A 14,718-nucleotide genomic window follows, 5' to 3' on the forward strand; every position below is an offset into this window, starting at 1 on the left:
ATTCCGATCGGATATCCGCGTTGGACGCCGGGCGGGCCGCCGCGGATATGCTGGGCACGGTAATTCCTATCGGAACCATAGGTTAGGCAGGTTATATGAGCCGGTATGTCGTCGTCGGAGCCGGCGCGGTCGGTGCCTCGATCGCCGCCGAGTTGCACCGGGCCGGAATCGACACGCTGCTGGTCGCGCGGGGCGGGCAACTCACCGCCCTGCGGGAGAACGGCCTGCTTTACGTACGCCCGGACGGCGAGCACCGGCTACGCCTGCCGGTCGCGGCCGGGCCGGACGAGGTGGACCTCGCCGACGACGACGTGCTGATCCTGGCCACCAAGACCCAGGACACCGAAGCTGCCGTACGCCGATGGGCGTGGCGCCCGGTGAAGCGGTCCGACGGCACCACCGGCACCGCCGCCACCGATCTGCCGGTGGTGACCCTGCAGAACGGCCTCGACAGCGAACGGATCGCGCTGCGCTCGTTCGCCCAGGTCGTCGGCGGTGTGGTGTGGATCCCGGCGACCTTCGTGGTGCCCGGCGAGGTGATCAACCACGGCGCCCCGGTCCCGGCCGTGCTGTGGCTCGGCCGCTACCCGGGCGGCCCGTCCGCGGTCGCCGACCGGATCGCCGGCGACCTGCGCACGGCCGGCTTCACCACGCACACCATCGACGACATCACCGCGCACAAGGCCACCAAGCTGATCGGCAACCTGGTCAACGGCCTGGACGCGCTGTACCCGCCGAGCGAGCTGCGCGATGCCGCCGTGGCCACGCTGCGCGACGAGGCGCGCGCCGTCTACGCGGCCGCCGGCATCGTGCCCGCCACCTCGAACCCGGGCGACTTCCGGCTCGCCGAGATCCCCGGCCGGCCCCGCGGCGGGAACTCGACCTGGCAGAGCCTCGCCCGCTCCGGCGACTCCGAGATCGAATTCCTGAACGGCGAGATCGTCCTGCTGGGCCGCCTGCACGGGGTGGACACGCCGGCCAACGCCGCGGTCCAGGCCCGGCTGCACCGGGCGGTCGCCGAGGGCACCCGCCCCTGGTCGCTGGACGACGCCGACCTGGCCGCCACCGTCGCGGTCCGGGAGCCGGTGCTGATCGGGGCGGCCGAGGTCTACCGCCGGGTGGCCGAACCGGAGCCGCCGGTGCTGCTCGACGTGCGCTGGGCGCTCGGCGACCCGCACGGCGCCGAGCACTACCGGGCCGGCCACCTGCCCGGCGCCGTCTACGTCGACCTGGACACCGAGCTGTCCGGCCCGCACTCCCCCGGCGCCGGCCGGCATCCGCTGCCGTCCGTCGGTCAACTGCAGGAGGCGGCCCGCCGCTGGGGCATCACCGCCGAGCGCGGCGTGGTGGTCTACGACAACACCGGCGGTCTCGCCGCGGCCCGGGCCTGGTGGCTGCTGCGCTGGGCCGGCGTGCCGGGCGTGCGCATCCTCGACGGCGGGCTGGCCGCCTGGCGCGCGGCCGGGTATGCCGAAGGCACCGGGGAAGCCCGCCCGCAGCCGGCCAGCGACATCGTCCTCGACGGCGGGCACCTGCCCACCCTCACCGCCGACGAAGCCGCCGCGCTGCCCGCGGCCGGCACCCTCCTCGATGCCCGGGCGGCCGAGCGTTACCGCGGCGACGTCGAGCCGATCGACCCGCGGGCCGGGCACATCCCCGGCGCGGTCAGCGCGCCCACCGGCGGGAACCTCCAAGATGGCGTGCCGCTGTTCAAGACCGCCGAGCAGCTGCGCGAACGGTTCGCCGGGGTGACCGGGCCGGTCGGCGTGTACTGCGGGTCCGGGGTCACCGCGGCCCACGAGATCGCCGCGCTCGCCGTGGCCGGCATCGACGCCGCCCTCTACCCCGGCTCCTGGTCGGCCTGGTCCGCCGATCCCGAGCGCCCGGCGGCCACCGGCGACCAGCCGTGACCGCCGTCCGGCCGGCCGGCACCGGCCTCGACTGGCTGGCCACGACCGGCGCCGACTGGACCGTCGACCCGGCCGTCATCGCCTCCCGGCGCCTCGACCGCTCCGGCTGGGAACCGGACGGCGAACCCCGGGCGGTGGTCTTCCCGCGCACCGCCGAGCAGGTCCAGGCGGTGCTGCGGGGCGCGCATGCCACCCGTACGCCCATCGTCGCCCGCGGCGCCGGAACCGCGCTGACCGGCGCAAGCGCCGCCGGAGCCGGCGAGATCGTCCTCGACCTCGGCCGGATGAACCGCATCCTGGCCATCCGGCCGGCCGACGGCATCGCCGTCGCCGAGCCGGGCGTCGTCACCGCCGACCTGGACCGGGCGGCGGCCGAACACGGGCTGCGCTACGCCCCCGACCCGGCCAGCCTGGAGCTGTCCACCATCGGCGGCAACATCGCCACCAACGCGGGCGGGCTGCGCTGCGCGAAGTACGGCGTGACCCGCGACTCGGTACTCGGCCTCGACGTGGTGCTCGCCGACGGCACCCGGATCGGCACCGGCCGCAGCACCCTCAAGGGCGTCGCCGGATACGACCTGACCAGCCTGTTCGTCGGCTCCGAAGGCACCCTCGGGGTGATCGTGGCGGCCACCCTGCGCCTCCGGTCGCTGCCGGTCCCGACCGCGACGATCGCCGCTTCCTATCCGGACATCGCCGACGCGGCGGCCGCGTCGGTGGCCCTGGCCGACGCCCGCATCCAGCCGGTCCTCGCCGAGCTGCTCGACGAGGCGACCCTGACCGCGATCGACGCGGCCCAGGGCACCAGCCTGCGGGCGGCCGGCGCGGCCCTGCTGATCGTCCAGACCGACGGCAGCCCCGACGAGGCCGAGCGGGCGATCGCGGTGCTCGGCCAGGGCGCCAGCAGCCTGCGCAGCACCACCGACCCGGCCGAGACCGCCGCGCTGCTGGCCGCCCGCCGCCAGGCCCTGCCATCGATCGAACGGCTCGGGCGCCCACTGATCGAGGACATCGCGGTCCCCCGCTCCCGCCTGGCCGAGGCGGTCCGCGAGATCGCCGCGATCGCCCGCCGCTACGACGTGCCGATCTGCACCGTCGCCCACGCCGGCGACGGCAACCTGCACCCGCTGATCGTGGCCGGCCCGCACGGCGCCCCGATCTCCGCGGCGGCAACCCGCGCCGGCGACGAGATCTTCGGCCTGGCACTGCGCCTGGGCGGCACGGTCACCGGCGAGCACGGCATCGGCGTCCTGAAGCGAGCATGGCTGGAACGCGAGGTAGGCCCGGACAACCACGCGTTGCAGCAGAAACTGAAGGCCCTCTTCGACCCGAACGGAATCCTCAACCCCGGCAAGGCCCTCTAGCGCCTCAGCGGATGGCTCGCAGGGTTCGGCGGCCGGCCAGGACGGCCACGCCGGCGAGGATCAGGAAGGCCGCCGCGGCGGCGCCGAGCATCGTGGTCGGGCGCGGTGCGGACGGCAGGGGCAGGGCCGGTGGGGTCAGGCCGGCCAGCGGCAGGGCCCAACCGGTCAGGCGCCAGCCCAGCAGGGCGATCGCGGTGCCGGCCAGCACGGCCGCGCCGACCAGCACCGGGTAGGTCCACAGCGTCGCCCGGCGGACCGCCGAACGGGCCAGGCCCTGACCCCGCAGCGCGGTCAGGTCCTCGATCCGGCGGGCCCGGTCCACCGCCGCCGCCAGGATCAAGGCGCCGGCCGCGAGGGCCACGGCCAGGCCGGCGACGATGACGTAGAACCACAGGGCGAGGGCCGGGCCCTGCTTGTCCAGCTGGGATCGGACCTGGTCGGCCCGGATGTCGGAGGTGACCACCAGGCCCTGGTCGCGTAGCCGGGTCAGGACGTCGGCCGGAGCCGCCGGAGCGAGCCAGACCTGGGCGGTCGTGCTCGGGTCGGCGTCGGTCGAGGCCCGGTCGGCGTAGTCGAGGTCGGTCAGCACGGCCGGTGCGCCGAGGCCGGGCACGGCGGCGATCCGGGCCTTCTCGGCGATCGGCTGGGCACGGCCGTCGAGGCCCAGCACGGTGGGCCGGACCGCGTCGCCGGCGATGGCCACCGGCAGCGGGTCCGGCACGTCGGCGGGCTGCAGGAACATGCCGTCGGGGAGCCCGTTCAGGGAGGTGATCTCGGCCTGCACGCCGTCGGCGGCATCGGTCAGTTCGCCGCCGGCGCTGAGACGCCAACGACCGGTCAGCGCGTGCACGGTGAAGCGGCCGGTCAGGTCGAGCGAACCCTGCCGGCCGGCGATCTGCAGCGCCTTGAGCCGGCAGCCGTCGGCGCAGGCGGGGGCGTCGAAGGCGTACGCGTGCCGGCCGCCCTGGAACTCCCCGAGCTCGACCTTCAGGTCGGCCGGGCCGCCGACCGGCGCCAGCGTCACGGTGGCCAGCAGCGGTTTGCCGGCGGTCAGCCCGGCCGCGGTCATGTCGAGGCTGAGCCGGGCACCGCGCAGAACGACCGGCGCCCCGGCCGCCGGTTGCAGATCGCGCAGGTCAGGAACGGCGCCACCCCAGTTCGCGACCGCCTTGAGGCCGCGGACGTCGACCGCCAGGACCGGCGGCTGGTCCTTCGACGCAGGCAGCCGGACCACGGCCATCGCGAACGCTCCGGTCGCGTCGACCGCGTGCACGGCGGACAGCAGGCCCTGCCGGCTGACCGGCCCGACCGCGACCACCCGGGCCGCGCCGGTGCCGACCCCGGCCTGCACCTCCCGGCCGCGGGCACCGACGTCGACCGCGCAGGCCGCGTAGCCGACGACCGCGACGGCCGCGGTGAGCAGCGCGAACAGCCGGGCCCCGCCGGGCCGGCGGGAGAGCTGGAAGGCGGCGACCGCGGCGGCGAGGCGGCCGTCGCGGAGCTGCCGGCGGGCGAAGACGGTGGCCCACGGCAGCAGCAGCCGGGCGGCGACGAGGGCGGCGGCGACCAGGACGAGGCCGGTGGCGAAGGTGCCGACCCCGTCCAGGCCGCCGTCGCTGACGATCAGCTGGAGGACGGCCACCACGGCCAGCAGCACCACCACGGCTTCGGCCGCGATCGCGGAGGCGACCCGGGCCTGCGGTGGCACCCGGCGCAGCAGTTCGGCGACCGGGCGGCCGAGCTGGCGGCGTTCGGCCAGCAGCGCGGTGACCACGGCGGCCAGCGCGGCGACCGGCGCCCAGCGCAGGGCGGCCAGGCCGGGGTCGGCGCCGAGGCCGGGGAACCGCCAGGCGGCGAACGCGTCCACGATGAGCTGGCCCGCGACGCAGCCGAGGATGGTGCCGGCCAGGATCGCGACCAGGTTCTCGCCGGTGGCCAGCCACCAGCGCTGGCCCCAGCGGGCGCCGCGCAGCGCGACCACGGCCAACTCGGGGCGGCGGCCCTCGGTGCCGTAGCCGACCGCCAGGTAGATGGTGAGGCAGGCGAGCAGGACCAGGCTGACGGCCAGGACCGGGACGATGCGGTGGGCGGCGGAACGGCCGGCGTCGATCCGGGTGAGCAGGTCGGGGATGCCGGTGTCCACCTCCAGGCCGGTGCCGAGAGCGGTGGCCCGGGCCTGCACCCGGGCCAGCCCGTCGCGGACGGCGGGGAGCCGGTCGACGGTCAGCGCGCCGGGGCCGGTGCTGCCGTCCAGGCTGAGCTCGACGGCGCCGTGGTCCATGCCGGTCAGCGAGGCGTTGGTGACGAACGCGGGCTCGCCGGCCCGGCCGCCGGTGTCGGCGCCGAAGTAGTTGTGCCGCCCCCAGTAGGCGTCGCCGGCGTCGGTGGCGTGGTAGACGCCGGTGATCAGGAACCGTTTGGGGGTGCCGTCCGCGACGAACGCGGCGACCCGCGGGTCGGAGTTGTAGAAGGCGTACTGCAGGGTGATCTCGTCGCCGGGGGCGAGGTGCCGGCGCTGCGCGGTCTGCTCGCCGATGACCACGTCGGACTCGCCGATGATGCAGCGCCCGGCGGTCATGGTGAGGTGCGCGCAGGCGTCCTGGCGGTAGACGAACCGGGTGCGGATCTTGTCGGTCGGTTCGACGCCGAGGGTGGCGTACTCGGCGGCGTACACGTAGTCGAAGCCGGGGATGGCGGCCAGCGACGAGCCGGTCTCGGTCAGCTTGACGTCGGCCTTGACCGCGTCGGGGTTGGACTTGCCGGGGCGCGGGTCGTGCTGGCGGGCGATCAGGGTGAGGCTGCGGGAGGCGGCGTCGGCGGTGGCGACCTGACCGGCGGCGACGGCCCGGTCGGCGGCGCGCAGGTAGGCGGGGGCGGCCACCGCGGCGGCCACCCCGAACATGGTGAGCAGAGCGAGGGTGACGGCCTGGCCGCGGCGGGTCCACACCATGGCCAGGACGAGGGCGATCATCGGGCACCCCCGCGCAGGCCGCGCACGGACAGCCGGCCGGCCAGGGCGAAGACGGCCAGGCCGATGCCGGCCGCGGCCGCGAGGACCGGGGCGCTGAGCACGCCCGGTGGCGGGATCACCCGCCAGCCGTCCGGGAACGGCGGCGCGGTGACCGCGGCCAGGGGCCGGGCGACGGCCGTGGCAAGCAGGCCGCCGGCGACGCCGAAGACGATCAGCGCGGCGGTGCCCGCATAGCCGGCGGTCAGCGCCCGGCCGGTGTCGAGGCCCTGGGTGCGCAGGGCGCGGAGCATGGCCAGTTGCGGTTCGCGTTCGGCCGCGGCGACCACGCCGATCATCGCGGCCGCGACGACCAGGGCCAGGCCCGCGGCGAGCAGGCCGAACGACGAGGTGATGACCCGGCCCTGGGCGGCGAGGGCGGTGCTGCGGGCGGCGGCGGTGCGATCGGCGAGGACGGTCAGGCCGTTGTCGCGCAGCGCGTCGATCAGTGCCGGTCCGGCGCCGGGGGCGAGCCAGACCTGGAAGGTGCCGCCGAGGTCGGCGTCGCCGGCCACCCGGCGGGCGGCGTCCAGGTCGGTCAGCAGGCCCTCCCGGCCGAGGACCGGCAGGACGGCGGTGGCGGCCGCGACCCGCACCGGGGTGGTGGTGCCGCCGAAGCGCCCGGACATGGCGTCGTCGAAGCGCCACTGGTCGGGCCGGGTGCCGGCCACCACGACCGGCACCGGCAGGGGCGCGTCCACGGCGTACACCTCGGTGCCGTTGGTGCCGTCGGCCCGGAGCGCGAGGCCGGCCGGTGTGCCGGACATCCGGGCGACGACGCCGGTGAAGCCGGCCCGCCAGCGGCTCACCTCGGCCATCCGGGCGCTGTCGAGCACCACCGCCATCGGCGACTGCTGGCCCACCGATCGGATCGTCAGCCCGCCCGCGCCCGGGAACAGCTGCCACCCGACCAGCCGGCAGCCGGGGGCGACGGCACAGCTCGGCACCGCAACGGTCGCCGTCTGCGGCCCGGGGCGCAGGCCTCGGAACTCCACCCGGAACCCGTCGCCGGTGCCCTCGTGCTGCAGGATCGCGCCGAGCAGGGCCGGCCCGCCCGCGTTGCGGGTCAGCGCGACGGCGAGGGTCGTCCCGGTGATCAGCGGCGCCGCGGGTGGCAGGTGGACGGCCGCGACGGCGTCCGGCAGGGCGGTCACCGGCCCGTATTCCGGCCGCCACCGGGCGATGGCGGCGAGCCGGGAGCTGTCCACCGCGAGGACCGGCGGCTCGGCGGTGGTGTCGACGACCACGGCCATCGCCTGTGTGCCGTCGGGGTCGGCGCGGCGGACGGCGTACTCGAGGGCGGTCCGGGATGCGGCGGCCACGGTGAGCACCCGGGCGGCGCCGAGTTCGACGTCGGCGCGGTCAGCGCGTTCCGAACGCCCGGCGGCGAGCCCGCCGGTGGTCAGCGCGAGCAGCGCGACCGCCACCACGAGCAGCGCGAACACCCGGTCGGTGCCGGGCTGGCGGGAGATCTGCACGGCGGTCAGCCCGAGCCGCAGCCGCCCGGCCCGCAGGGCCGCCCCGCCGATCCGGTCGGCGACCCAACGCAGGAAACGGGCCAGCAGCAGCCCGACGGCGAGGGCGACGAGCCCGGGCGCGGCGACGCCGAGGCCGCTGTCCGGGCCGCCGGTGCGCGCCTGGTAGACCGCGCCGGCCGCCAGGGCCACGAAGAACACGTCGACGAACCGGGACCGCCAGTCCCGGCGGGCCCCGGACACCCGCTGCAGCAGGACCACGACCGGCGCCCGCTGGGCGATCCCGTCCACCCCGGTGAGCACGAGCAGCCCGATCAGCTCGACGACCAGGATCGCCGCCACCGACACCAGCAGCGCCAGCCACCATTCGGCCCGGACCGGCAGCTCCCCGGCGATCAGCCGGGCGGCGGCGATCCCGGCCGGCAGCCCGGCGGCCGCGCCGATCGCCAGCGGCACCACGTGCTGCCCGGCGGCCAGCCGCAGCAGTCCGCCGCCGGTGGTGCCGCGCAGCTTGAGCAGCCCGGCGTCGGCCCGCCGGTCGCGCCCGGTCAGCCGGCCGGCCAGCCCGAGCGCGAACCAGGCCAGCACCAGCACCTGGGCCAGCGCGACCAGCACCCCGACGATGACCGTGCGCCGGTCGGCGAGGACCGCGTCGAACAACTCGCCGGTCGGGTTGTCCAGGTCGAGCTGGGCGGCGGCGAACCGCGGGCCGGCCGCGTTGAGCACCCCGTTGAGGTCGTAGTTGTTGTCGCCGCGCAGCAGGGCGAGCGGCACCGGCGTCGCGACCGACAGGGTGGGCCGGCCCAGCTGCGGCGAGCTGAACGCGGACAGCGTGGTGAAGACCGGATCGAGGTCGCCCTGGGCGCGGAACAGCGGGTCGGTCCAGTACGGCCCGGCCGCGTCGGTCACCACGTACACCCCGGCCACCCGCAGCTGCAGCGGCCCGACCGCGCCGTCCGGGCGTACCTCGAAGGTGTCCCCGGTCTTGAGCCCGATCCGCCGGGACACGTCGGCGCTGATCGCCACACTGTCGGGAGTGGACGGGCACGCGCCGGTCAGGCGCACGTGGGCGCAGAAGTCGTCGCGGTAGGCGACCGCCATGCCGGTCCGGGCCGACCCGTGCGGCACGTCGGTGTAGAAGGTGTCCTGCGCGGCCCCGAGGATCGGCGTGACGCCGGGCAGCGGGAGCAGGTCGCGGGTGGTGGCGGCGAGCGCGTCGAGGGCCGCCCGCGGGTCGCTCACCGCGGCGCCGTCCTGGTGCACGGTGATGACCTGCTCGGCGGCGGGCCGGGAGGTCACCTCGGCGCCGGCGGCGCGGGAGGCGACGGTCAGGCCGTAGACGGTGCCGGCGGTGGCGGCGGCCGCGGCGAGCGCGGCCAGGAGGGTGAGCAGGGCCGCCTGGGTGGTGCGGCGCCGCACGGCACCCCAGCTCACGAAGTACATCCGGCCCCGTTTCCCCGTGTGTCACCGCAACCGTGCGGCCCGCATCGTCAGGTACCGCCGCTCGGGCAGGCTGCTGGTTCGGGCCGCCGCGGCAGCGTACAACCGCGCGGCCGTCGATGGGTCCCCCGCCTGTTCGTGCAGGTGCGCGCGGACCGCGTCGAGGCGGTGATGGCCGGCGAGCCGGTCGCCGAGTTCGTCCAGCATCGCCAGCCCGGCGGCCGGCCCGTCGACCATGGCCACCGCCACCGCCCGGTTGAGCGCGACGACCGGATTGCCGCCGACCCGTTCGAGCAGGCCGTAGAGGGCGGCGATCTGCGGCCAGTCGGTCGTCGCGAACGACAGCGCCCGGCAGTGCAGGGCCGCGATCGCCGCCTGCAGCTGATATTCGCCGATCGTGCCCTGCGTGACCGCCGCGTCCAGGATCGCGGTCCCTTCGAAGATCAAGGACCGGTCCCATTGCGTACGGTCCTGCTCCTCCAGCGGCACCAGATCGCCGGTGGGTGACACCCGGGCCGGCCGGCGCGCGTCGGTGAGCAGCATCAACGCGAGCAGCGCCGCACTCTCGGCGTCCACGTGACAGATCTGGCGGGCCAGCCGGATCGCCTCGGCCGACAGCTCGACCCGATGCAGCGCCGGGCCGCTGCTCACCGCGTACCCCTCATTGAAGATCAGGTAAAGCACCCGGCGGAGGGCGGAAAGGTCGGCCGAAGGCCCGAAGGGCCGGCCGCGCAGCTTCTGTTTGGCCCGGCTGATCCGCTGCGCCATCGTCGCCTCCGGCACCAGGAATGCCGCCGCGATCTCCGCCGTGGTCAGCCCGCCCGCGGCCCGCAGGGTCAGCGCGACCTGCGACTGCGGGGTGAGATCGGGATGGCAGCACATCATCAGCACGGTCAGCGTGTCGTCGGCCGGGTAGGCGTCGGCCGGCTGCTCCAACCGCGACGCCAGCTCTTCGCGCCGCCGCCGCGCTTCCTCGCCGCGCACGTGGTCGATGAGCTTGCGGGACGCCGTCCGCAGCAGCCACCCCCGCGGGTTGTCCGGGATGCCGCGCGAAGGCCAGTGCAGGTGGGCCGCGATCAGCGCCTCCTGCACCGCGTCCTCGGCGTCGGCGAACGACCCGCACCGCCGCGCGAGCACGCCCAGCACCGGCGGGGCGTGCTCGCGCAGCAACGCGTCGATCACGCGCCCATGGCCTCGAAGTCGGCGCTGTCCATCACCCGGCGGATCGTGATCGGCTGCCGCAGCGGTACTCCGCCCGGCCCCGGCACCGCGGAGACCAGCGCGGCGATCTCGATCGCCCGTGCCTCCGACTCCACCTCGACGATCTGGAAGCCGGCCAGGATCTCCTTCGCCTCGGCGAACGGCCCGTCGGACACGATCGGCGCCGACGCACCGTCGCCGATGACCTGTTTGCCGTGCACCGGCGGGGTCAGCGCTTCCATCCCGACCAGCTCGCCGCTCTCGGCGAGCGCCTTGTTGAGAGCGCCGTAGTAGTCCATGTGGGCGGTGATCTCGGCCGGTTTCCACTCGTCCATCGGGGTGGCGTCGTCGCCCGGGCGGTAGTCGACAATCAGCAGGTAGCGCGGCATGTGATTCCTCCTCGATCGGATCCTCTACCCCGGGAACGAAGCTGAGCCGCCCCCCTCGACATGATCACGTGGATTAAGTTGCGGGTATGAGTGTGCGCTTCGGAGTTTTCGTCCCGCAGGGCTGGAAGATGGACCTCGTCGAGATCGCCGACCCGGTCGAGCAGTACGAGGCGATGACCGCGGTGGCCAAGGCCGCCGACGCCGGCCCGTGGGATTCGATCTGGCTCTACGACCATTTCCACACCGTTCCCGAGCCCACCATCAACTCGGTCTTCGAGGTCTGGACGGCGACCGCGACCCTCGCCCGGGACACCAGCCGGGTCAACATCGGCCAGATGGTCGGCTGCAACGGTTACCGCCAGCCGTCCCTCTACGCCAAGATCGCGTCGACGGTCGACATCGCCAGTCACGGCCGGCTCTACGCCGGGCTCGGCGCCGGATGGTACGAGCACGAATGGAAGGCGTACGGCTACGAGTGGGCCGAGGTGCCGCAGCGGATGGCCGCCTTCCGCGAGGCCGTCGAGATCGTGCACCGGATGTGGACCGAGGAGCGGCCGGTCTTCCAGGGCAAGCACTACCGGATCGACGGCCCGATCAACGAGCCGAAGGGCGCCCCGAAGCTCTGGCTCGGCGGTGGTGGCGAGAAGGTCACCCTGAAGCTGGTCGCGCAGTACGCCCAGGGCAGCAACGTCGGCAACGGCAACCCCGAGGTGATCCGGCAGAAGCTGGCCGTCCTGCGCGAGCACTGCGACCGGCTCGGCCGCGACTACGACGCGATCGCCAAGTCGACCACCGTGGAGGTCGACCTGACCTGGTCGAACGCGCAGGCGATCGCCAAGGTCGAGTCGGTCGTCGAGGCCGGCGCCGACTACGTCATCTTCTACATCCCGCGGGTGGCCTACGACCACGAGCCGCTGCACCGCTTGGCCGCCGAGGTGCTGCCGCAGTTCGGCTAGGGCCGTTCAGAGCGCCGGCAGGGAGACCGTGAACGTGCAGCCCCTGTCCGGCGCCGGCCCGGCGGTCAGCGTGCCGCCGTGCGCGTCCACGATCGCCTTGGTGATGGCCAGGCCCAGGCCGGTGCCCTTGATCCCCTGCTGCACCGCGTTGCTGGCCCGGAAGAAGCGGTCGAACAGGTGCGGGTACTGGTCGGCCGGGATGCCGATGCCGGTGTCGGTCACCTCGATCACCACGACGCCGTCGCCGACATCGGAGTTCGTCGGCGGCTCGTGCCGGACCGTCGCGGTCACCCGGCCACCGGCCGGCGTGTACTTCACCGCGTTCGACAGCAGGTTGTCCAGCACCTGCCGCAGCCGCACCGGGTCGGCCTGCACCAGTTGCTCCCGCGGCGCCGCCACCGTGACGGTCAGCTGCTTCGCGTCCGCGGCCGGCTGCAGCGCCTGCACGACGTCGCGGATCAGCCGGGTCACCGACATCGGCCGCGGCTCCAGGTGCAGCTGCCCGGCCTCCAGCCGGGCCATGTCGAGCAGGTCGTCGACCAGCGCCTGCATGTGCGCGCTGCGCCGGTCGATCACCTCGGCCAGATGCCGCTGGTCGTCGGAGAGCTCGGTGTCCTCCAGCAGCGTCTCCGAGTAGCTGCGGATCGCGCCGAGCGGATTGCGCAGCTCGTGGCTGACCAGCGCGACCAGTTCGTCCTTGAGCCGGTCGACCCGGCGCAGCTTCTCGTTCTGCGCCCGCTGGTCGACCAGCAACTTCTCGCGCTGCTCGGCCAGCACGTGCCGGTCGGTCACGTTGGTGCTGATCCCGTCGATCAGCAGCCGGCCGTTCTCCCGCCGCGGCATCGCCCGGGTCCACACCCACCGGTTCACCCCGTCCGGGCCGATCAGCCGGACCTCGTTCTCGGCCGGGCGGCCGGCCAGGACCTTCGCCACGAACGCGTCGTACTCCACCAGGTCGTCCGCGTGGACCCGGCCGTTCATCGCGGCCGCCATGTCCCACTGGATGGCCAGCCGCTCGCCGAACACGCCGCTGCCGTCCGGGCTCGCGTAGATCGAGCCGATCGTCCGGTCGGCCCGGATCTCGACCGTCCACACGTAGTCGTTGACCTGCTCGATCACCCGGTCGAAGTCGCGCCGCGCCGCCGCCAGGGCCAGCGCCAGGTCCTCCGTCCGGCGCCGCTCCACATACCGGCCGAGCTGAGCGCCGATCAACTCCAGCAGGTCGATCACGTCCGCGTCGCGGTCCTCGGCGGCCGCGCTGAACAGCAGCAGCACCCCGAGGATCCGGTCGCCGGAGCGGACCGGCACGCCGAGCGCGCTGTGCAGCCCGGTCGCCCGGATCTGATCGGCCCGGATGAGCAGCCGCGGATCGTCGGCGACCTCGGTCGAGAACAGCTCCGCCTCGGTCGACCAGATGTGCCCGGCCAGGCCCACCCCGCGGTCCATGCTCAGCGGCCGGTCCTCGGCCAGCGGGCTCACGTCGTAGCCGGGCTCCACCCAGTGCCCGACCCGATTGATCACCCCGGCGTCCTCGTCGGTCTGCCAGAACTCGCCGTACACCCAGCCCAGCGCCCGGGCCACCGCCGCGAGGGTGCGCTCGGCCGCCTCCTCGGCGCTGGCCGCGTCGGCGAGGGCGCGGGCCACCGCGTACCGGACGTCCCGGGACCGTTCGGCGAGGCGCTGGTCGGTGATGTCGTGCAGGGCCACCACCGCGCCGAGCCGGTGACCGTCGGTGGACTCGATGGTGCGGGCGTTCGCGTGGAAATGATGCGGTGGCCGGCCGTGCGGGGCGACGACGATGTGCTGCCGGTCGACGGTCTCGCCGTGGAACGCCCGGACCAGCGGCAGCTCCTTCTCCTCGAGCGGGTCCCCGTCCGGGCCGTACAGGTCGTAGGCCACCGGCCAGTCGCCGGCCGGCACCGGCTTGGCGTCACCGCCGTGGATCTCCCGCATCGCGTGGTTGAACAGGGTCAGCCGGCCGTCCGCGTCGCACGCGCCGACCCCCACGTCCAGGCTGTCCAGCAGGGTCTGCAGGAACGTCCGCTCGTACTCCAGTTGGCGGCGGTCGGCGGCCCGGTCGCTGATGTCGTGCAGGAACGCGTGGAACACCGACGCACCGACCTGCAGCGTCATCTCGATCGGGAACTCCCGGCCCGAGTTGTCCCGGGCGGTCAGCTCGATCCGGTGCCCGGCCAGCCGGGACTTCCCGCCGGCGCCGATCCGGGCCAGGCCGGCGGCGTGCGCGGACCGGAACCGGGCCGGGATGATCAGGTTGGCGACCTGCCCGCCGAGCGCCTCCGCGGCGGAGTAGCCGAACAGCTCCTCGGCGGCGGCGTTCCAGGCCAGCACCGTCCCGGCGGCGTCGATCGAGACGTACGCGTCCTGGCAGGCGTCCAGCACCGTCTGCAGCCGCCGGGCGGTCGTCGCGTGCGTCCGCACCTCGGCCCGCATCGCGATCTCGGCCTCCGCGGCCGCCGCCAGATCCTCGACCAGCAGCATTTCCCGCGGCTCCCAGTCGCGCGGCTCGTCGTGCAGCACGCAGAACGACCCGAGTGGTTGCCCGTCGAGGCTGCGCATCGGGAACCCGGCGTACGCGATCACGCCGTCCTCGATCGCCGGATGCCCGGCCACCCGGTCGTCGGTGCGCGCGTCGGTGACCAGCAGCGGAGCATCGGTGTCGACGACCAGCCGGCAGAACGTGTGGGAGACGGCCGGTCCGGCCGACCCGGCCACCACCCGCCGATCGGCGGCGACCAGCGACACCTGGGCCCGGGAGGTGCGAAGCTGATGGGCGGCGGCCCGGGCGAGACGATCCAGTGACGGACTGGCGTCACCCTCGAGCAGACCGCTGTCGCGCATCCGGCGCAGCCGCGCCGCATCGCTCAGCCGCCCGTCCGCCCCCGTCGTGCTCGCTTGCGACCCCACTCTTTCCAAGTTCGGACAGAAACGTCAGAGGCTGAGCCGGTTTACGGAAGTC

General features: G+C 74.8%; 8 protein-coding genes and 1 pseudogene. 4 read left to right on the forward strand and 5 right to left on the reverse strand.

The window, feature by feature from the left end:
• Window positions 1–95: 95 nt before the first annotated feature.
• The 3 genes and pseudogenes from Adu01nite_RS48745 to Adu01nite_RS30500 form a co-directional block, all read left to right on the forward strand.
• A pseudogene (locus tag Adu01nite_RS48745) lies at window positions 96–995 on the forward strand (ketopantoate reductase family protein); the annotation flags it as partial.
• 60 nt (window positions 996–1,055) lie between these two features.
• Window positions 1,056–1,910 carry a sulfurtransferase gene (locus Adu01nite_RS48750; protein WP_438871105.1) on the forward strand — a complete coding sequence of 285 codons (855 nt, stop codon included), beginning with the start codon at window positions 1,056–1,058 and terminating at the stop codon, window positions 1,908–1,910.
• Window positions 1,907–3,274 (forward strand): FAD-binding oxidoreductase, encoded by a 1,368-nt coding sequence (locus Adu01nite_RS30500; protein WP_239132807.1) that lies wholly within the window; start codon window positions 1,907–1,909, stop codon window positions 3,272–3,274. The genes Adu01nite_RS48750 and Adu01nite_RS30500 overlap by 4 nt, the downstream gene beginning before the upstream one ends.
• 4 nt (window positions 3,275–3,278) lie before the next feature.
• Here the strand turns inward: Adu01nite_RS30500 and Adu01nite_RS30505 are convergent, their stop codons facing one another.
• From Adu01nite_RS30505 to Adu01nite_RS30520, 4 genes are read right to left on the reverse strand one after another with little or no spacing between them, the layout of a single operon-like run.
• Window positions 3,279–6,245 (reverse strand): FtsX-like permease family protein, encoded by a 2,967-nt coding sequence (locus Adu01nite_RS30505; protein WP_203731842.1) that lies wholly within the window; start codon window positions 6,243–6,245, stop codon window positions 3,279–3,281.
• Complete coding sequence (locus tag Adu01nite_RS30510) at window positions 6,242–9,199, reverse strand: FtsX-like permease family protein (protein WP_203731844.1); 2,958 nt, start codon at window positions 9,197–9,199, stop codon at window positions 6,242–6,244. The genes Adu01nite_RS30505 and Adu01nite_RS30510 overlap by 4 nt, the downstream gene beginning before the upstream one ends.
• 21 nt (window positions 9,200–9,220) lie before the next feature.
• Window positions 9,221–10,378: an RNA polymerase sigma factor gene (locus Adu01nite_RS30515; protein WP_203731846.1), complete on the reverse strand. Its 1,158-nt coding sequence runs from the start codon at window positions 10,376–10,378 to the stop codon at window positions 9,221–9,223.
• On the reverse strand, window positions 10,375–10,785 hold the full coding sequence (locus Adu01nite_RS30520) for a YciI family protein (RefSeq protein WP_203731848.1): 411 nt from the start codon (window positions 10,783–10,785) through the stop codon (window positions 10,375–10,377). The genes Adu01nite_RS30515 and Adu01nite_RS30520 overlap by 4 nt, the downstream gene beginning before the upstream one ends.
• A gap of 86 nt (window positions 10,786–10,871) precedes the next feature.
• Here Adu01nite_RS30520 and Adu01nite_RS30525 point away from each other — a divergent pair, with 86 nt between their 5' ends.
• Window positions 10,872–11,741 (forward strand): TIGR03560 family F420-dependent LLM class oxidoreductase, encoded by an 870-nt coding sequence (locus Adu01nite_RS30525; RefSeq protein ID WP_203731850.1) that lies wholly within the window; start codon window positions 10,872–10,874, stop codon window positions 11,739–11,741.
• Window positions 11,742–11,747: 6 nt separating this feature from the next.
• On the opposite strand, the gene Adu01nite_RS30530 is transcribed toward Adu01nite_RS30525, so the two are convergent.
• Window positions 11,748–14,666, reverse strand: coding sequence for an ATP-binding protein (locus tag Adu01nite_RS30530; protein WP_203731852.1), 2,919 nt, complete (start codon window positions 14,664–14,666; stop codon window positions 11,748–11,750).
• Window positions 14,667–14,718 lie beyond the last annotated feature (52 nt).

The organism is Paractinoplanes durhamensis, from assembly GCF_016862175.1.
In the GTDB taxonomy this organism is placed as follows: Bacteria; Actinomycetota; Actinomycetes; order Mycobacteriales; family Micromonosporaceae; genus Actinoplanes; species Actinoplanes durhamensis.